Origin of the sequence: Leucobacter sp. VD1 (assembly GCF_037150695.1) — a bacterium.
Lineage (GTDB): Bacteria > Actinomycetota > Actinomycetes > Actinomycetales > Microbacteriaceae > Leucobacter.
The window spans coordinates 492143-509967 of the sequence record NZ_JBBCPO010000003.1 but is presented as its reverse complement, the minus strand read 5'-3'; the positions used below and the strand labels follow the sequence as shown (position 1 = coordinate 509967).

At 66.8% G+C, this 17825-nt stretch carries 14 protein-coding genes; 6 read left to right on the top strand and 8 right to left on the bottom strand.

Features of this window, described 5'->3' with window-relative positions:
* Positions 1 to 38: 38 nt before the first annotated feature.
* Complete coding sequence (locus WFL22_RS11310) at positions 39 to 854, bottom strand: SDR family NAD(P)-dependent oxidoreductase (RefSeq protein ID WP_336651789.1); 816 nt, start codon at positions 852 to 854, stop codon at positions 39 to 41.
* Positions 855 to 1156: 302 nt separating this feature from the next.
* Here WFL22_RS11310 and WFL22_RS11305 point away from each other — a divergent pair, with 302 nt between their 5' ends.
* Genes WFL22_RS11305 through WFL22_RS11295 form a run of 3 tightly spaced genes read left to right on the top strand, consistent with a single transcriptional unit; the run spans position 1157 to position 5256 of the window.
* Positions 1157 to 3235 carry a primary-amine oxidase gene (locus tag WFL22_RS11305; RefSeq protein WP_336992851.1) on the top strand — a complete coding sequence of 693 codons (2079 nt, stop codon included), beginning with the start codon at positions 1157 to 1159 and terminating at the stop codon, positions 3233 to 3235.
* 35 nt (positions 3236 to 3270) lie between these two features.
* Positions 3271 to 4908, top strand: coding sequence for an amidohydrolase (locus WFL22_RS11300; protein ID WP_336992850.1), 1638 nt, complete (start codon positions 3271 to 3273; stop codon positions 4906 to 4908).
* 36 nt (positions 4909 to 4944) lie between these two features.
* On the top strand, positions 4945 to 5256 hold the full coding sequence (locus WFL22_RS11295) for an EthD family reductase (protein ID WP_336651792.1): 312 nt from the start codon (positions 4945 to 4947) through the stop codon (positions 5254 to 5256).
* A 9-nt stretch (positions 5257 to 5265) separates the two neighbouring features.
* Here the strand turns inward: WFL22_RS11295 and WFL22_RS11290 are convergent, their stop codons facing one another.
* Genes WFL22_RS11290 through WFL22_RS11270 form a run of 5 tightly spaced genes read right to left on the bottom strand, consistent with a single transcriptional unit; the run spans position 5266 to position 11097 of the window.
* Positions 5266 to 7677 carry an arylsulfatase gene (locus tag WFL22_RS11290; RefSeq protein ID WP_336651793.1) on the bottom strand — a complete coding sequence of 804 codons (2412 nt, stop codon included), beginning with the start codon at positions 7675 to 7677 and terminating at the stop codon, positions 5266 to 5268.
* A 1-nt stretch (position 7678) separates the two neighbouring features.
* Positions 7679 to 8473, bottom strand: a complete 795-nt coding sequence (locus WFL22_RS11285) for an ABC transporter ATP-binding protein (protein WP_336651794.1) — start codon at positions 8471 to 8473, stop codon at positions 7679 to 7681.
* Positions 8470 to 9306 (bottom strand): ABC transporter permease, encoded by an 837-nt coding sequence (locus tag WFL22_RS11280; RefSeq protein ID WP_336651795.1) that lies wholly within the window; start codon positions 9304 to 9306, stop codon positions 8470 to 8472. Before WFL22_RS11280 ends, WFL22_RS11285 begins: the two co-directional genes overlap by 4 nt.
* On the bottom strand, positions 9306 to 10082 hold the full coding sequence (locus tag WFL22_RS11275; RefSeq protein ID WP_336651796.1) for an ABC transporter permease: 777 nt from the start codon (positions 10080 to 10082) through the stop codon (positions 9306 to 9308). The genes WFL22_RS11280 and WFL22_RS11275 overlap by 1 nt, the downstream gene beginning before the upstream one ends.
* A 4-nt stretch (positions 10083 to 10086) precedes the next feature.
* Positions 10087 to 11097, bottom strand: coding sequence for an ABC transporter substrate-binding protein (locus WFL22_RS11270; RefSeq protein ID WP_336651797.1), 1011 nt, complete (start codon positions 11095 to 11097; stop codon positions 10087 to 10089).
* A gap of 205 nt (positions 11098 to 11302) precedes the next feature.
* Between WFL22_RS11270 and WFL22_RS11265 the strand changes: the two genes are divergently transcribed.
* A complete protein-coding gene (locus WFL22_RS11265) occupies positions 11303 to 11896 on the top strand; it encodes a TetR/AcrR family transcriptional regulator (protein WP_336651798.1) in 594 nt (197 codons plus the stop codon).
* A gap of 66 nt (positions 11897 to 11962) precedes the next feature.
* On the opposite strand, the gene WFL22_RS11260 is transcribed toward WFL22_RS11265, so the two are convergent.
* Both WFL22_RS11260 and WFL22_RS11255 read right to left on the bottom strand, forming a co-directional pair.
* Positions 11963 to 13489, bottom strand: coding sequence for an ABC transporter substrate-binding protein (locus WFL22_RS11260; protein WP_336992849.1), 1527 nt, complete (start codon positions 13487 to 13489; stop codon positions 11963 to 11965).
* Positions 13490 to 13548: 59 nt separating this feature from the next.
* A complete protein-coding gene (locus tag WFL22_RS11255; RefSeq protein ID WP_336992848.1) occupies positions 13549 to 15867 on the bottom strand; it encodes a sulfatase-like hydrolase/transferase in 2319 nt (772 codons plus the stop codon).
* 122 nt (positions 15868 to 15989) lie between these two features.
* Between WFL22_RS11255 and WFL22_RS11250 the strand changes: the two genes are divergently transcribed.
* Both WFL22_RS11250 and WFL22_RS11245 read left to right on the top strand, forming a co-directional pair.
* Positions 15990 to 16694: a TetR/AcrR family transcriptional regulator gene (locus WFL22_RS11250; RefSeq protein ID WP_336992847.1), complete on the top strand. Its 705-nt coding sequence runs from the start codon at positions 15990 to 15992 to the stop codon at positions 16692 to 16694.
* Between the two features lie 146 nt (positions 16695 to 16840).
* The gene (locus WFL22_RS11245) at positions 16841 to 17794 is read left to right on the top strand and encodes a formylglycine-generating enzyme family protein (RefSeq protein ID WP_442918978.1); all 954 of its coding nucleotides are present in this window, start codon (positions 16841 to 16843) and stop codon (positions 17792 to 17794) included.
* Positions 17795 to 17825 lie beyond the last annotated feature (31 nt).

Sequence of the window (17825 nt, the reverse complement as noted above, 5' to 3'; positions counted from 1 at the left end):
CACAGGCGAACGCCTCAGAGCCGAGAGCGGATCCGCCCCTACATACCTGCGTGCTCGAATGCGAGCGTGGGAAGATCAACGACGTGCGCGCCGCCATCGGCCATGATCACAGCGCCCGTGATGTACGACGACTCGTGCGAACCCAAGAAACGCACCACCGAGGCGATCTCCTCAGGCTCCCCCACCCGCTTCAGCGGCACATCGCGCGTGACGCGACCGTAGGCCTCATCGCGGCTCGTGAGCTCAGGCACATGGTTCATGAACTCATCCATCTCGGCATCCGCCATCGGCGTGCGGGTCCACCCCGGGCAGACCGCGTTCACGCGCACCCCGTGCACGCCATAATCTCGCGCCATAGACCGGGTCAGCCCGATGAGCGCGTGCTTCGTGGTGGTGTAGCCGGCCACCTTCGGGCCCGCGAAGACACCGGCGAGCGAGGAGATCACCACGATCTGCCCGCGGCTCTCCACGAGCGCCGGCAGCGCCTCACGCGACATCGTGAACGCCGTGGTGAGATTCACACGGATCGACGACTCCCACGTCTCGTCGTCGGTCTCGCCCACCGCATTGAAGCCGTGGCCGCCGGCGTTCGCCACCAGCACGTCGATGCGACCGAACTTCTCGAGGATCTGCGCCACAGCCGCCCGCGCCGACTCGCCATCGGCGGCGTCAGCAGCGATCGCGGTGCCACCGAGCCGGGTCGCGACCTCCTCAAGCGGGCCGATCCTACGCCCGATCAGCACCACCTGGGCACCCTCGCCCGCGTATCGCTCGGCAACCGCCGCGCCGATCCCCGTGCCACCGCCAGTGATCACGACGACCCGCCCCTGAACACCATTGTTCTGCTCTGCCATGAGGTTCCTTTCACCCGAGGCCCGTTGTCGCGGGCCGAAGCGACCCGTCCACCCTCATCATCGCCGCTTCCGGATGTCACGACGACGGGGTGGGCGCTCGCAGCCCAGCACTCTTCACGCTGAGTCAACTGCGGGCGGCTCAGCGCAGCTGAGAGCGGTGCCACACTGGCATCGTGCCCGCAGGATCAACCCCGCAGCACCCACGGTCAACGACCACGAGCCCCGCACGCTATCCAAATGCCAAGCCGATTGGGATACTGAGAGAGGACGCTCCACCGGTCACCACGACGAGGATGATTTCAATGACGCACGCCCCCGCCGGCCCGCACCAGCCCGACGCCAGCCACACGCACGGCAAGCGGGTCACCACCCCCGAGACGGCCGAGCACCCCCTCGATCCGCTCACCGGAGCCGAGATCGCCGAAGCCCGGCGCATCCTCGCCCAAGCCGGCCACTTCAGCGAGCACACCCGCGTGCCGCGCATGCTGCCCGTCGACCCTCCGAAAGCCGAGCTCGCGGCATGGCAACCGGGCGATCCACTCAACCGCCGCATCCGCGTCACCCTGCTGGACCGCAGCACCGGCGTCGCCTCCGAGGCGATCGTCGCCGTCACGCGCGGCGAGATCGACAGCCTGCAGATGCTGCCCAACACCGAGGCCCCCTACGGCCAGCCCCAGTACCTCTTCGAGGAGTACGAGGACGCCGCCGCCATCGTCAAGGCTTCCCCCGAGTGGCAGACCGCTATGCGCCGCCGCGGCCTCGCCGAGCACATGGAACTCGCCTTCTGCTCACCGCTCGCACCCGGCTTCTTCGGGCGCGAAGACGAAATCGGCCGCCGCCTCGTGCGCTCCCACACCTACCTGCGCTTCTCCGTGACCGACAGCCCCTGGGCCCACCCCATCGAAGGGCTCGTGGTGCACGTCGACCTCACCGAACGCCGCGTGATCCGCATCGACGACGAAGGCGACGTGCCCGTGCCCGAAGCGCACGGCAACTACACTCTCGACGTGCAAGGCCCCGCGCGCACCAGTCTGAAGCCCATCGAGATCACACAACCCGAAGGCCCCTCCTTCTCGGTCAACGGCAGCCTCGTGCAGTGGGAGAACTGGAAGTTTCGTGTCGGCTTCACCCAGCAGGAAGGCCTGGTGCTCAACCAGATCACCTTCCGAGACTGCGACGAAGATCGCTCCGTCGCGCACCGGGCCAGCGTGCCCGAAATGGTCGTGCCCTACGGTGACACCTCGGTGAGCCGCTACTGGATCAGCTACTTCGACGCCGGCGAATACCTGCTCGGTAAGAACGCGAACTCGCTCGCCCTCGGCTGCGACTGCCTCGGCGTGATCCACTACTTCGACGCCTTCGTGCCCGACGACCACGGCCACCCCGTGAACATCCCCCAGGCCATCTGCATGCACGAAGAGGACTACGGCATCCTCTGGAAGCACACCGACCTCGACGGCAACGCCGAAGTGCGCCGCAGCCGCCGACTCGTGGTGAGCTACTTCTCGACCATCGGCAACTACGACTACGGATTCTTCTGGTATTTCTACCTCGACGGCTCCATCCAGGTCGAGGCGAAAGCCACTGGCATCGTCTTCGCAGGCGCCGGAACCCCCGGCAGCGACGACCCCCACCGCACCGAGATCGCCCCCGGCATCTTCACCCCCGTGCACCAGCATCTCTTCTGCGCGCGCATCGACGCGGCCATCGACGGCGAAGACAACACGCTGCACGAGATCGAAGCCGTCGGCATCCCCATCGGCCCCGACAACCCCTACGGCAACGCCTTCACCTGGTCAGACACCCAGCTGAAGACCGAGCAAGAGGCGCAGCGCCTCGCCAACGGACTCACCAGCCGCGTCTGGGAAGTGCGCTCAGCGCACCGCACCAACCACGTCGGCAAGCCCACCTCCTACTGGCTAATTCCCGAGGGCAAGATGCTGCTCGCTGCGCAGCCCGAGGCGACCGTGCACGGGCGCGCGAACTTCGCGACGAAGCACCTGTGGGGCACCCAGTACCACCCAGAAGAGCTCTACCCGGCCGGTTTCCACCCCGGCGCCCACGCCCCGGGCGCGGGCCTGCCCGAGTGGACGAAAGCCGACCGCTCGCTCGACGGCGAGGACATCGTGCTGTGGCACGTTTTCGGCCCCACCCACATCCCGCGCACCGAAGACTGGCCCATCATGCCCGTCGACTACTCGGGCTTCTGGTTCAAACCGCACGGCTTCCTCGATCACAACCCCGCCATGGATCTGCCTGCAGACGCCCGCGCCTCAACCGTCTGCGGCAGCGACGGCGGCTGCTGCGCCGAAACCGACTGCCGCTGCTGCGCGGGCGACGCCTGCCACTGCGGCAACCCCGGCTGCGCCTGCGGCAAATAGCAACACCCATCCACCACCCACGTCTGGAGTCATCGATGACCACCCACCCAGAACTCATCCTCACCAACGGCCGCATCTACACCGTCGACCCAGCGAAACCCTGGGCCGAAGCGATGGCCGTCGCCGACGGCCGCATCCTCGCGGTCGGATCGGCCGAGGAGATCGGTGCCCTCGCAGGCCCCGACACCGAATCGCGAGACCTCGCAGGGGCCTTCGTCATGCCCGGCCTCATCGACGCCCACAACCACCACGCCCTCGCCGGCGAAGAGGAGCTGTTCCAGCTGCGCCTGCCCATCGGCGCCCACCTCGACGGCATCATCGCCGCCGTGCGCGAACACGCCGCAACACTGCCCGAAGACGCCTGGATCGTCGGCAGCCCCTGGGCCAGCGACCGCCTCGGCGAACTCAGCACCGCCGACGCGCTTGCGCAGCTCGACGAGGCCGCTGGCGGGCGCCCCGTCATGCTCTCCGACGACTCGCATCACAACCGCTGGGTCAGCTCGCGCGCGCTCGAACTCGCGGGCGTCGAACCCGACCAGGACGGCGTGGTCGTCGACGCCGACGGCCGCCACACCGGCGTGCTGTTCGAAGCCGCCGGGATCCCCGTCGCCCGCGCCCTGCACGCCGCAGGCGGCCTCTCTGCCGAGCAGGACCGTCAGGCCTCGCAGCGCGGCGTCGAAATCTTGAACTCCTACGGCGTGACCGCGTTCCAGGACGCCGCCGTGTCGACGCCCACCCTGGAGGCGCTGCGCTCGCTCGACGCGAGCGGAGAACTCAACGCCTGGGTCGTGTCATCGATGCTCATCAACGACGAAATCTTCGGTTACACCCCCGTGGGCGAAGACCTCGTCTTCGACGGCGAGCGCTTCCGCACCGAGCACCACCGGCCCGACTTCGTGAAGATCTTTCTCGACGGCGTGCCCCCGACGCGCACCGGCGCGTTCATCGAGCCCTACCTGCCCGACGACGTGCACGGCGCCCACCACCACGGCGATACCCTGCTCAAGCCCGAAGAGCTCACCGACTGGCTGCGCCGCGTCGCCCAGCACGGCATCTCGGCGAAGATTCACTGCACCGGCGACGCCTCCGTGCACGCCGTGCTGAACTCGGTCGAGACGCTGCGCCGCGAAGGCTTCTCGGACACCCGCTACCACGTGGCGCACGGCCAGTTCATCCACCCCGACGACATCTCTCGCTTCGCGGAGCTCGGCGTCGTCGCCGAGATCTCGCCCTTCATCTGGGTGCCCGGCCCCATCGTCGACGCGATCCGCGAAGTGCTGCCCCGCGAACGGGCCGACCGCATGCAGCCCAACCGCGACCTGCTCGACGCTGGCGCCGTCGTGGCGGGCGGCTCGGACTGGCCCGTGTCGGTCTCGCCGAACGCGTGGGAGGGCATCCACGGCCTCGTCACCCGCGAAGACCCGAGCGGCCAGTACCCGGGCACTCTCTGGCCCGAACAGGCCATCACGCTCGACGAAGCCATCGCGGCCTTCACCATCGGCGGCGCCACCGCGCTCGGCCTCGCCTCCGAGACGGGTTCGCTCGAAGCCGGCAAGTCGGCCGACTTCGTGCTGCTCGATCGCAACCCCCTCGAGCACCCAGCGAACACGCTCGTGCACACCACCGTCGACGAGACCTGGTTCGCCGGGCGTCGGGTGTTCAACCGCAGCTGATCCGCCCCTCTCACCCACACGCCCCAGGAGGTCCACATGCACAAGCTCACCGTGCTCTACCCCGAACCCACCGACCGCGCCGCGTTCACCGACTACTACCTCAGCACCCACCTGCCGCTCTGCGCCAAACTGCCGGGCGTGCAGGAGATCACCTACGCGCTCGGCATCAGCGAACCCGGCGAGGGGCCGTACTTCGGCATCTTCCAGGCCAGCTTCGCAGACGAAGCGGCCCTCGGGGCGGCGCTCGCCTCGCCCGAAGGCCAAGCCGTCGAAGCCGACGTGCCCAACTACGCCACCGGCGGGGCCGTCGTCTTCCCGTTCGCGGTGGAGACGCTGCCCCTCGGCTGAGCGACCGGCTCAATCAGCCAGATCGGCGACAGCCTCGCCGATCTGGCGCAGCACCGTGCGGTCATGCTGCGAACGAGCACCCGGCACGTAACGCAAGCGCTCAATCGCGCCGCCCGTGAAGTGAAACCCGCCGCCGTGCCGCTCATGCAACTGCCAATCGACAGGCCCGCCGTAGTCGTAGCCCACGCTGATGCCCGTAAACGGCGCCATGCCCAGCAGCATCGGCACCTCGGAGATCTCAGCAGACAGCTCGCCGTCGACCTCCAGCCGCAACCGCCAGCGCAACCCTTCCAGCTCGTCGACACGCAGCACCAGTTCGCGAGCCCCCGGCCGCAGCGCCGCACCGCACGCACGATGCATGTCGCCATAGGCGTTGTACGCCAGCAGCGGGGCACCGTGCTCGATCGCCAGCAGGTATCCCCCGCCCTGATCGCCGTGCGCCACCACCACGCCCTCGGCCGCGACGGCGTGAGGCACTTCGGTGCCGGCTGCGTCGTCGACCGCTTCGGCACCGCCCGCATCGGTGCCGTGCAGCACGAGCGACGCCTCAACCACGAACGACTTCAGCACCGTGAGCTGCGCCGCACGGAACCGCTCAAGCGGTGGACGGAACGGCACCAGGTTCACTGGATCGGCGAGCGGCGCCTCAGACTCCGGGCGGTTCAGATGCAGCGAGTCGTCATCATCAAGCGGAAACACCGCATTGCCCCACGCCTCATCACGCCACCGCTCAGCAAGCGCCGCGGTGCGCTCCGGCTCCACCCCGGCAAGATCGCGAGTCTCAGTCGGATCATCGGCAAGGTGATACAGTTCCCACGCGCCGCCGGAAGCGCCATCCTCCCGCGACGGCGGCACCGGCGACACCGCCTTCCAATCGCCGTCGACCATCGCGCGACGCCCCACGCACTCGAAGTACTGCGCCTCACGCCCCTCGGCCGCCGCATCGCGCAGCACCCCGGCCACGCTTGCGCCATCCGGCTGCTGCGTGCGCCGCCCCCGCAGCTCGGCGAGCGCAGGCACCCCCGTCAACTCCAGGATCGTGGGTGCCAGATCCGACACAAACACGAACTGATCACGCAAACCACGAGCACGCACCGGCGCCGCCGGCCACGACACGATGAGCGGCGCGTGCACGCCGCCCTCGTAGGTCGACGCTTTGAACGAGCGGAACGGGGTATTCGACACCCGCGCCCACCCGGTCGGATACTGGCTGAACACCTGCGGGCCACCGATCTGCTCCAGCTCGCGCGGCACATCGCGTACCCACCCCTCTGGCACCGGGGCGGAGTGGCCGAACTGGGCGAAATAGCTGCGCGTGCCACTCGGCCCGCCCTCAGCGGTGCCGCCGTTATCGCTCGCAAGCACCACGATCGTGTTCTCCCGCTCGCCCAGGCGCTCCAAGTGGGCGAGCAGCCGGCCGACGCTCTGATCGACCTCGTCGACGGCGGCGGCGTAGACCTCCATATGGCGGGCGAACAGCGCACGATCCTCGTCGCTCAACGAATCCCACTGTGGAATGCGGTCCCCATCGGCAATCGCATCCGCGGGCAGCTCGGCGTGCGGCGGCACCACCCCAAGCTCGCGCTGGCGGGCGAACCGCGCCTCACGAAGCGCATTCCATCCCGCCTCGTAGCGCCCCCGATGCCGCTCGATATCAACCTGCTTGGCTTGAATCGGCCCGTGCACCGAGGTGTGTGCGTAATAGAGGAAGAACGGCTTCGCCGCATCGTTGACCCGCAACTCATCAATCATGGCGAGCGCCTCATCGGTCAGCTCATCCGTCAAGAAATAGTCATCAGGAAAACGCTGCACATCGACCACCGAATTGTCGCGCACCAGACGGTGCGGATGATGCAGCGAAGTGAAGCCATCCATGCTGCCGAAATAGCGGTCGAAGCCCCGCTGCACCGGCCACGACGACTTATCTGCGGCATCATGCAGACGAGATTCGAGCGTGAGATGCCACTTCCCCACCGCGAACGTGGCGTACCCGCCCGCCCGCAACGACTCCGCCAGCGTCGGCGCATCTTCCGGCAACTCGCACGTGAACCCCGGATACCCCGGATCAGTGTGCGCCACATACCCGAACCCTGCACGGTGCGGATTCAGGCCGGTCATAAGCGCCGCGCGCGCGGGCGAGCACATCGGAGCAGTGCGGTAGTTCGTGAACACCCAGCCGTCACCGGCCAAGGCATCGATATGCGGGGTGGGAATCTCGCTGCCGAACGGGCCAAGATCACTGAACCCCAGATCATCGACGAGCATCACAATCACATTCGGCGACCCCGACGCCGCAACAGGCCGCTCCGGCCACCACGGCGTCGACTCAGAAGCGAACTCAGCCGCACGCCCCCCGAACCCCTCGTAGCCACGGCGCGACGGGGATCCGTCGCCTCCTACCCGGCCCGCACGCTCGCCCACGCTAACCCGCCCGCCGGATCAGCTCAAAAACCGCCGTGCGCAGCTCAGCAAACTCCTGCGTCGCTCGCGTGGCGATCTGATCGCGCACGCGACCAAAGCCGACATCGATGATCTCAGTCACCCGCGCCGGCCGCTCGCCGAGCACAACCACCCGGTCAGAGAGATATACGGCCTCGTCGATGTCATGCGTCACGACGACAATCGTCATGCCGAACTCATCACGGATCTTCAGGCAGAGGTCTTCGAGCTCGAAGCGGGTCTGCGCGTCGACCGAAGCGAACGGCTCATCCATGATGAGCACCTCAGGGCGGTACGCGATCGCGCGCGCAATCGCCACGCGCTGCTGCATCCCACCCGACAACTGCCACGGATACTTCGACTCCGCACCCGAAAGCCCAACCGCCGCGAGCGCCGCGCGAATCCGATCCTCTCGTTCCGCAGCCGGCAGACGCAAATGTTTGAGCGGCAGGCGCACGTTCTTCTCCACCGTGAGCCAGGGCATCAGCGAGCGCGTGTACTCCTGGAACACCAGCGCCATCTCCTCAGGCGGGCCATCGATCTGCTTGCCATCGATCCGCGCCGACCCCGAAGTGATCGACTGCAAACCCGTCAGGCACTTCAGCAACGTGGTCTTGCCAATGCCCGACGGGCCCACAATGCACACGATCTCAGCGGCATACACATCGAAGGTGAGGTCGGCGATCACGGGCACCGCACCCTTCTTCGTGTCATAGGTCTTCGCGAGGCCTTGCACGCTCAAACGAGGCACGGCCCCGGCAGCAACTGTGGCGGTCATAGGTTCTTCTCCTGCTGTCGAATAGCGATGTACCAGCGCAGCACGCGGCGCCGGAAAGTAGCGAGCAGGGCGGTGGCGACATAGCCGATGATGCCCAGCACGAGAATGCCAACCCACATGTCGGCAATCATGAACGACTGCTGCGCGAGCAGCGTACGGGCACCCAGCCCGATCGACGACCCCAGCATCTCGCTCGCGATCATCACCACAAACGCGGTGATCAGACTCACCTGCATCCCCGAAAGAATGCGCGGGCTCGCCTCCGGCAATGCCACCGAGAAAATCCGGTCCCAACCGCCCAGGCGGTAGATGCGGCCCACCGCACGGCGATCCGGATCCGCCGCATGAATGCCATCAATCGTCGAAATGAGCACCGGAAACACCGCAGACAGTGTGATCGCAAGAATGCGCGTCTCGTTGCCGAAGCCGATGAGCGACACAAAGATCGGCACCAGCGCAACCGGCGGAATTGCGCGGAAGAAGTGGATCGTCGGCTCGACGAGCCACGACAGCCAGCGCGACATGCCAAGCGCGATGCCGAGCCCCACACCGATCACGCAGGCGAGCACGAAGGAAATCAGCAAATTGCCCACCGAAGATCCCAGATCTCCCCAGAACGCGGGAGTCGCAGCGAGCGACACCAGCCGCTCAAGAATCGTCTGCAACGGCGGGAAGAAGGTATTGGTGGAGTTCGCCGAGGCGAGCCACCACGCAGCCAAGAGCAGGATCGGCACCAGAATCTCGGCACCGATCAGCACCCACTTCGGGAGGCCACTGCGCTGCTGGCGCCGCGCCTCACGCGTGCGAATGAGCACGGTCGACGTCACGGTCATCAGGACACCTGCTTTCGGTACTGGGGGTGCCAGTGCAGCAGGCGACGCTCGCCCCACTGGCTGAGGCCCTGCACCACAAGGCCCAAAATGCCGAGCACAAGCACATAGGCGAACAGTCGCGGCTGATTGCCCGTGATCTGCGATTGCACCAGGCTCTGGCCAAGGCCCGGGCCGCCACCGATGAGGCCCGCCACCACCGCAACGATCAGCGCAGTGGGGGCGGCCACCCGCACCGCCGTGCCGATATAGGGCAACGCACTCGGCAACACAATGCTCCACAGAATCGATGCCCGGCTCAGCCCGTACGACTGGCCGGTGGCCTTGGCAACAGGGTCCGTGTCGAACACGCCAGCGGAAGCCTGCACCACAATCGACACGAAGCAACCAATGAACACCAGAAAAATGCCCATCCCAGCCGTCGGCCCCAGCACGAGCACCACGACGGGCAGGATCACGATCGGGGGAATCGGCTTCAAAAACTCCAGCGGCACCCGGGTGGCGTGCATCGCAAGCGGCGACACCCCGACACCGATCCCGAGCAGCACACCCGCCGCAGTCGCGATCGCAAGACCCAGGAGGGCCATCGAGACGGTATCCCAGGTGGCAGACCACATCTCAGGAGTGACGACCAGGCGGCTCAGCTCACCGATCGCCTCGCCCGCGGTGGGCAGCGGCGAGCCCGCAAGGGGGCCCGCCGCCGCCAACTGCCAGATGCCGAGTGCGATCAGCGCACCGAGGGCGCCGATCCCCCACTTCAGCAGTCGAGAGTCTTGCACGAGGTTACTCCGAAACGATCACACCGGTGAGATCCACCGGCTTGGCGAGGAAGCCGAGGGCCACCATCTTCTTGTTGGGCCGCTCAAGATCCTCGAGATTCACGACGGTCGGCCACACGGGCACCTTCACCTGATCGACGGTGAGCTGCGAGTCGGTGTAATCGAGGCCGGCTTTGATCGCCTCCTCCGGGTGCTCGGTGGCCCACTCGTTCGACTTCACGATGGCCCGCTGGAAGGCGGCGATCGCATCCGACTTCTGCGAAACAGTGCCCGCACCGGCGGTCCACAGGCCGGTCGCCCCCGTCTCGAAGAAGCCGATGGAGGGAGCCGACAGCTGCTTGGCGCCGGCCGAGGCAGCCTCAGTGGTGAAAGGGCTCACGAGCCCGGCCGCGTCGACAGTGCCGTTCTGCAGGCCAGCGACCGCGGAGGTGAAATCGAGCACTACCCAGTTCACCCCGGTGGCGGGGTCGATCCCCTCCTTCTCGAGTTCCCCGGCGATCACCACTTCGAGCTGGGCCTTGCGGGCCGGCACGGCGATGGTCTTGCCTTCGAGGTCGGCGACCGACTTCACGTCGCTGCCCACTGCGGCGAACAGCCCGGTGTCGTCGAACTTGGCAGGGTCGTCGATCTCGGAGGCATCCGCGGGGTAGCCATCGGCAGCACCGATCACCTTGATATCGACGCCTTGGCTGAGCGCGTTGAGCAGCGGAATGCTGGGCGAGTAGGCGATATCGACCTGGCCGCTCTGCACGGCGGCGAGGCCAGCCGGCGGATTGGCGACAATCGAGGTCTCGATCTTCAGGCCCTCCTCCTCGAAGAAGCCCTGCTCGATGCCGCCAATGAGGCTGCCGTCAGAGGTGAGGCCGATCGTGGCGACCTTGAGCGTGGTGAGTTCGCCGCTGCCGCCACCGTCGGCGGGCGCTTCGGCTGCTCCCCCGGAAGAGCAGGCGGAGAGAACGAGCGCAGCGACCGGAAGCAGCGCGAGCGCGCCCACCAGGCGGTTGATCTTCTTCATGTGTTTCGACTCCTTCGTCGGCCGGGGCGGCAGCGATGACGCGCACCGATTCCATTAATCACCATTCGGTGACTAAAGAATAATCTCCAAGCGTCCACTTTCGGTAACGCTCAGATAACGATTAGTCACCAGGCGGTGACGAAAACCGCTTCGGTGCATTGAAACTGGACAAGCTCCCTAGAATTCAGGGAGAAAAAGGAGACACATGCCGAAGATCGTGGACCACGACGAACGCCGCGCGCACATCGTCGAGGCAGTCACCCAGATCATCATCAGGGACGGCTTCGACCGCGTCACCATGCGCGAAATCGCCGCCGAGGCCGGCTACGCCCACGGTGCCATCGCACGATACTTCCCCGACAAGAAAAGCCTGCTCACCGCAGCCTTCCTCGAAGTCTTCCAAAAGTCCCACGAGCACACACTGCACCGTACCCAGGGCGTGCGCGGGCTCGAAGCCCTCCGGCAGATGTTCCTCGAACTTATGCCCCTCGAATCCGACGGTCCCCAGCGCTCCCGCGTCGTGCTCTCCTTCTGGGACCGCGCCGCCCAAGACAGCGAACTCTGGGAGATCCACCACGAAAACATCACACGCCGCCGCAGCCTGATCCGCCGCTTCCTCACCGAAGCACGCGAAGACAGCGAACTCGCCCCCCACATCGACATCGAAAACGCCGTCAACCGCGTCTCCGCACACAACGCCGGCTGGCAAATGATGGCTGTGCTCGTACCAGAAGCGGCCACCGACACCAGCATCATCGCCAGCATCGACTCGATCATCGCCGAGCTGTCTGCAAAGTAACGACGACCCCGCACGGATCCCGAGAGTTTCGATCCGTGCGAGGCCGCCGAGCGCAGGGTGCCGCGATCAGCCCGCTGGCTGGATCTGCCGCAGCGTGGGGAACATCATCCCCGTCACCGGGGTGAGTTCGATGCCCGGGTCGGTCAGGAACACATTGTCGGACTGGTACCAGGGCACGAACCAACCCGCGTCGGTGATCAGTTCGTTGAGCTTCACGATCTCGGCATCCTGCACGTCACCGCGAGGAGCCGTGAGCGCTGTGTCAACCTGGGCCTGCAGCTCGGGAAACTCCGAGATATCAGGCTTCGGGTTGTACCACTGCGGCACAGTTAGCTGACGGGCGATCGTTGCCACAGGGTCGGAATCGACCGCCAACGAGACGATGAACATCGGGTAGGTGCCGGCGTTCGCCTGATAATCAGCCATCTGGTACTCATCCCAGGTGAGACGGATGCCCAGCTGATCGAAGGTCTGCTCGACAATCGGCTGCCACGGCTGGAACGCGGGCGCCATCGGCATCGCAATATCGAAGCCGTCAGCGTATCCAGCCTCGGCGAGCAACTGCTTCGCCTTCGCCATGTCGAACGCATAGCGCTCGTCGATGGCGGCGTCATAGCCCGGGTACCCCACTGCGAACACCTGACGGCTCGGCTCCCCCAGCCCCTGAGCGACGGAGTCGAGCAGCGACGCACCGTCGAAGGCGTAGTTCAACGCTTGCCGCACGCGCTCATCACCGAGCGCAGGCACCTGGCTCCCCGTGTGATCGTTGATCCGCAACCCGGCCCACGAGGCGATCTTGCGCGCCACGCTCCACCCGTTCGACTCTGCAGTCGAGAGCATCGACGCATCGGCAAAGATGACGTTGACCTGACCCGCTTCCATCGCGTTCAGACGCGCCGCGGGATCTTGCAGCGGCACAATCGTCACGCTATCGAAGGTGAACTCATCGGCGGCCCAGTGATCCGCCACCCGATCGAAGTGGTACTCCGCACCCGGCACCGTGCTATCGCTCAGCGTGTACGGCCCCGATCCCACGGGCGCCTCAGCCGCCGTGCCGGCCTCGATCACCGAGGGCGCGACCATGTAACTGCGACCGAGCCCCATGAAATAGAGCAGCCGGTCATCCCGCTGCTTCATGCGGATCTCCACTGTGTCGGCGTCGACCGCCTCGAAGCCCTCGACGTTCAAGTAGGCCTCTTGCGAGACGATGCCCCGCTGCAGAAACTCAAGGTTCTCGACAACCGCATCGGCGTCGAGCTTCTCACCATTGGAGAACTCAGCGTCATCCCGGATATCCATCGTGATCGTGAGCGAGTCGTCAGACACCTCCCACCCGGTGGCGAGCGCCGGCACCGGCTGACCCTCGCCATCGAGCGCAATGAGCGGATCGTAGACAGCGGAGAGGTAGGGGCCATTGAAGCCGATATCCGCGGCGCTCGGATCCCAGGTGACGAGATCGAGAAAATTGCCGATCTTGAGCTCCGAAGGGGCGCTCGATTGCCCGCCGTCTGCGGCGTCACCTGCGCTTGCGCACGAGGTGAGCGCCAACGCTGCGACGGCGACCCCGGCAACAGTGGCGAGGATGCGTTTCATAGTGTTCCTTTCGAGAAGGGTGTTGGGATTGGATCTTGCAAAACCTCTGAGAGCGTCGGCTACTCGGCCACGGCCGCAGCCGCCGCGCCGATCGCGTGGATCACCGTGCGATCATGGCGGGAACGCGCTCCGGGCAGATATCGGAGACGCGCGATATCACCGCCGCAGAATCGGAAGGTGCGGTGCCGCTCGTGCAGCTCCCAGTCGACGGGCCCGCCGTAGTCGTATCCCGCACTGATACCGGTGAACGGCGCCATTCCCAGCAGCATCGGCACCTCGGGAATCTCAGCCGAGAGCACCCCGTCGACCTCCAGCCGCAGCCGCCAGCGCAGCCCCTCCAGCTCATCGACGCGCAGCACGAGCTCGCGCGCTCCCGGCTCGAGTACCTCGCCCCGAACGCGGTGCATCTCCCCGTACGCGTTGAAGGAGATCAGCGGCGCGCCGTCCTCGATCGCCAGCAGATACCCGCCGCCCTGATCACCGTGCGCGACCACCACACCGGCCGCGCCCTCGCCGAGCACCAATGACGCCTCCACCGCAAACGACTTCAGCACCGTCAGCTGCGCCGCCCGAAAACGCTCCAGCGGAGGACGGAACGGCACCAGCGTCACCGGCTCCGCAAGAGGCAGCTCAGTCTCCGGTCGGTTGGAGAACAACGAACCATCATCGGCTAGGGGAAACACCGTGTTGCGCCACGCCTCTTCGCGCCAGCACTCCGCGAGCCGAGCCACCCGCTGCGGCTGATCCGCCGACAGATCGCGAGTCTCCGTCGGATCCTCAGCGAGATGGTAGAGCTCCCACTCATCCGGGTCGGCAACGCCCGCCGTCGGGGGCACCGGCGCAATCGCCTTCCAGCCATCGTCTACCAGGGCCCGCGAGCCGGCCACCTCGAAGTACTGCCGCTCGCGACCTGGAGCGGCAGCATCCCGCAGCATCGGAGCAAGACTGGCCCCGTCGAATCCGAGCGTCGGGAGCCCCGCGCGCTGCGCAAGAGGAGCGACACCCGCGAGTTCCAGCAGCGTCGGGGCGAGATCCGACACAAATGCATCCTGATGCCGCTTCCCGGCGGGGCCAAACTCCTCGGGGGCCGCGGGCCACGACACGATGAGAGGCGCGTGCACCCCGCCCTCGTAGAGCGAGCCCTTGAACGAGCGGAATGGCGTGTTGGACACGCGCGCCCACCCGGCTGGGTAGTGGCCGTGCACGCGCGGGCCGCCGATGAGATCGACCGGCCGCGGCACATCACGCACCCAACCCTCGGGCATCGGCAACCCCGCCAAGAACTGCGAGAAATAGCTGCGGGTGCCGCCCAAGCCACCCTCCGCAGTGCCGCCGTTATCGCTTGCGACCACGATGATCGTGTTGTCGAGCTCGCCGAGTTCCTCGAGGCGCGCAACCAGGCGCCCGAGACTCTGGTCAACCTCGTCAACAGACGCCGCGTAGACCTCCATGTGCCGCGCGAAGAGTTCCCGCTCCGAGAGGTCGAGGTCATCCCAAGAGGGGATCCGCCCGGCTCCGGCACGATCGTCATCGGGCAGCACCGCCCCCTCGGGCACGATGCCCAGCTGCCGCTGGCGTGCGAAGCGCTCTGCTCGCAGCGCGTCCCACCCAGCCTCATAGCGGCCCCGGTACTTCTCGATGTCAGTGGGCTTCGCCTGCACCGGCCCGTGCACCGCGGTGTGCGCGAAGTAGAGCAGGAATGGCTTCTCAGCATCATTGACCCGCAGTTCGTCGATCATCGCGATCGCCTGCTCGGTGAGATCATCGGTGAGGAAGTAATCGTCGGCGAACTCCGGCACGTCCACCACCGAGTTGTCGCGCACGAGACGGTGCGGATGGTACTGGGTGGTGAAGCCATCCATGCAGCCGTAGTAGCGATCGAAGCCGCGCTGCAGCGGCCAGGAAGATTTGTCTGCACCATCGTGCATGCGCGATTCGACGGTGAGATGCCACTTGCCCACCATGAAGGTGGCGTATCCTCCGGCGCGCAGCGACTCGGGCAGAGTGGCGGAATCCTCGGGAAGCTGGCAGGTGTATCCCGGATAGCCAGGATCCACGTGAGCGACGAGACCGAACCCCGCCCGGTGCGGGTTGAGCCCCGTGAGCAGCGAGGCGCGGGCCGGCGAGCAGAGCGGGGCGGTGCGATAGCCGGTGAAGGTCCAACCGTGCTGCGCCAAGCTGTCGATGTGCGGAGTGTCGATCTCACCGCCGAACGGCGCAAGGTCGCTGAAGCCGAGATCGTCGACGAGTATCACCACGATGTTCGGGGCTCCGGTCGCGGCGCGAACGGGCTCCGGGTACCAGGGGGTCGAGGCCGAGGCCAACTCTTCGACGGCTCCCCCGAACCCCTCGTATCCACGGACATCGGGTCGCTGCACCTTGCACTCCTCCACTTTAGAGACCAACCGGTCTCCAAAACGTAACACACTTTCGAGACCATTTGGTCACAAATGAATCACTCGATACGCTGGGAGCACCCCAGCCTGGAAACGAGAGACGCATGCCGAAGATCGTCGACCACGACGCCCGCCGCGAACAGATCGCGGAGGCCGCCTGGCAGATCATCGCGCGCGACGGCTTCGACCAACTCACCATGCGTCGCATCGCCGCCGAGGTCGGCACCACGCACAGCGCCTTCGCCAGGTACTTCCCCGATAAGGAATCGCTGCTCATGGCGGCATTCCTCCGCACCCGCGAACTCGCCGACACCACCATTGCCGCCCGCACCGCCGGCAGGCACGGGATCGACGCCCTCCGCGAGTTCTGCCTCGCAGTGCTCCCCTTCGGCGACAATGGCACACTGCACGCACGGGTGGGGCTCGCATTCTGGAACCACGCGGCACAACACCGCCCCTTCTGGAAAACACAACGAGAGCATGCGCAGCGCTGGCGCACGAGCATCATGACCATGCTCGAAGAAGCCCGCGAGGCCGGCGAGATTCCGGCGCACATCGACCTGACCACGGCATCAGACGAGATCGCCGCGGCGAACATGGGCTGGCAGACCATCAAACTACTCATGCCCGAGTTCGCCACCGACGAGCGCATGCGGGCCTCGCTCGACACCCTGCTCTCGAGCATCGGCTCAACGACACACCCCAGCGACGACCGGGCAGCCACTCACACGGCCTCGCGCGACGCGGAGGCCCCAGAGCACCCGACAGCCGCCGCTCTCGCACACATCCCGGAGGTCACGGCCCAGTGAGCGACCAGCAGAACACTCCGCACTGCTGCGGGCCGGCAACTGCCGCAGCACCGAAGAAAGCTACGGCCCCCGTACCACTCCATCTGGGAACCCCCAGACCCGCAGGAGCAACGCCAGTCGGCGGCCCCGACGCGACGACCGCGCCCCTGCCCGCGACCGCGCCCGCCCCGGCAGGAGCGCACGAAATCGAGCAGTGCCGTATCCCGGCAGGCACCTTCACCATGGGCGACTCCTCCGGCGACGGCCTCGCCGCCGACGGCGAACTCCCCCTCCACCCCGTGACACTCGACGCCTTCGAGATCGACGCAACCCCGGTCACGAACGCGCAGTTCGCTCGCTTCGTCGAGCACACCGGATACGTCACCGACGCCGAACGCACCGGTGCTTCCGCAGTCTTCCACCTGCTCGTCGCAGCCCCCACCGCCGACATCACCGGCCCCATCGCCGGAACTCCCTGGTGGATCGGGGTGCGAGGCGCTAGCTGGCGGCACCCCGGCGGTCGCGCCTCGTCACTCGCCGGGCTCGAACAGCACCCCGCCGTGCATGTGAGCTGGCACGACGCCCTCGCCTACTGCGCATGGGCCGGGCGACGCCTGCCCACCGAAGCCGAGTGGGAGCGAGCCGCCCGTGGCGGGCTCGCAGGAGCCACCTACCCCTGGGGCGACGACCCGATCGACGGCAGCGACGGCGTCTGGCGCGCCAACGTGTGGCAGGGCACCTTCCCAGCCCACAACACCGCCGCCGACGGATGGATCGGCACCGCACCCGTGCGCTCCTTCACCCCCAACCGCTACGGCCTCTGGCAGGCCATCGGCAACGTCTGGGAATGGTGCGCCGACCGCTTCGACCCCGGCTACTACGCCGTCGCCCCGCTCGTGAACCCTCGCGGGCCAGATGGCGACGAACTGCGCGGCGGCGAGCGGGGTGACGAGCACAGTGACGAGCACAACCGCGCAGGCAGCGACGAACGCCGGGTGCTGCGCGGCGGCAGCTACCTCTGCCACCCCTCTTACTGCAACCGCTACCGCAACTCGGCTCGCTCCAGCAACACCCCCGACTCCACGATGGGCAACGCCGGCTTCCGCACCGTCGCCGCCTGATCCGGGCGGGTGCCCAACGAGCGCACAAGAA

Coding starts and splice junctions, on each gene's coding strand:
- WFL22_RS11310 (WP_336651789.1), bottom strand. CDS start 854: ATGGCAGAGCAGAACAATGGTGTTCAGGGGCGGGTCGTCGTGATCACT.
- WFL22_RS11305 (WP_336992851.1), top strand. CDS start 1,157: ATGACGCACGCCCCCGCCGGCCCGCACCAGCCCGACGCCAGCCACACG.
- WFL22_RS11300 (WP_336992850.1), top strand. CDS start 3,271: ATGACCACCCACCCAGAACTCATCCTCACCAACGGCCGCATCTACACC.
- WFL22_RS11295 (WP_336651792.1), top strand. CDS start 4,945: ATGCACAAGCTCACCGTGCTCTACCCCGAACCCACCGACCGCGCCGCG.
- WFL22_RS11285 (WP_336651794.1), bottom strand. CDS start 8,473: ATGACCGCCACAGTTGCTGCCGGGGCCGTGCCTCGTTTGAGCGTGCAA.
- WFL22_RS11280 (WP_336651795.1), bottom strand. CDS start 9,306: ATGACCGTGACGTCGACCGTGCTCATTCGCACGCGTGAGGCGCGGCGC.
- WFL22_RS11270 (WP_336651797.1), bottom strand. CDS start 11,097: ATGAAGAAGATCAACCGCCTGGTGGGCGCGCTCGCGCTGCTTCCGGTC.
- WFL22_RS11265 (WP_336651798.1), top strand. CDS start 11,303: ATGCCGAAGATCGTGGACCACGACGAACGCCGCGCGCACATCGTCGAG.
- WFL22_RS11260 (WP_336992849.1), bottom strand. CDS start 13,489: ATGAAACGCATCCTCGCCACTGTTGCCGGGGTCGCCGTCGCAGCGTTG.
- WFL22_RS11250 (WP_336992847.1), top strand. CDS start 15,990: ATGCCGAAGATCGTCGACCACGACGCCCGCCGCGAACAGATCGCGGAG.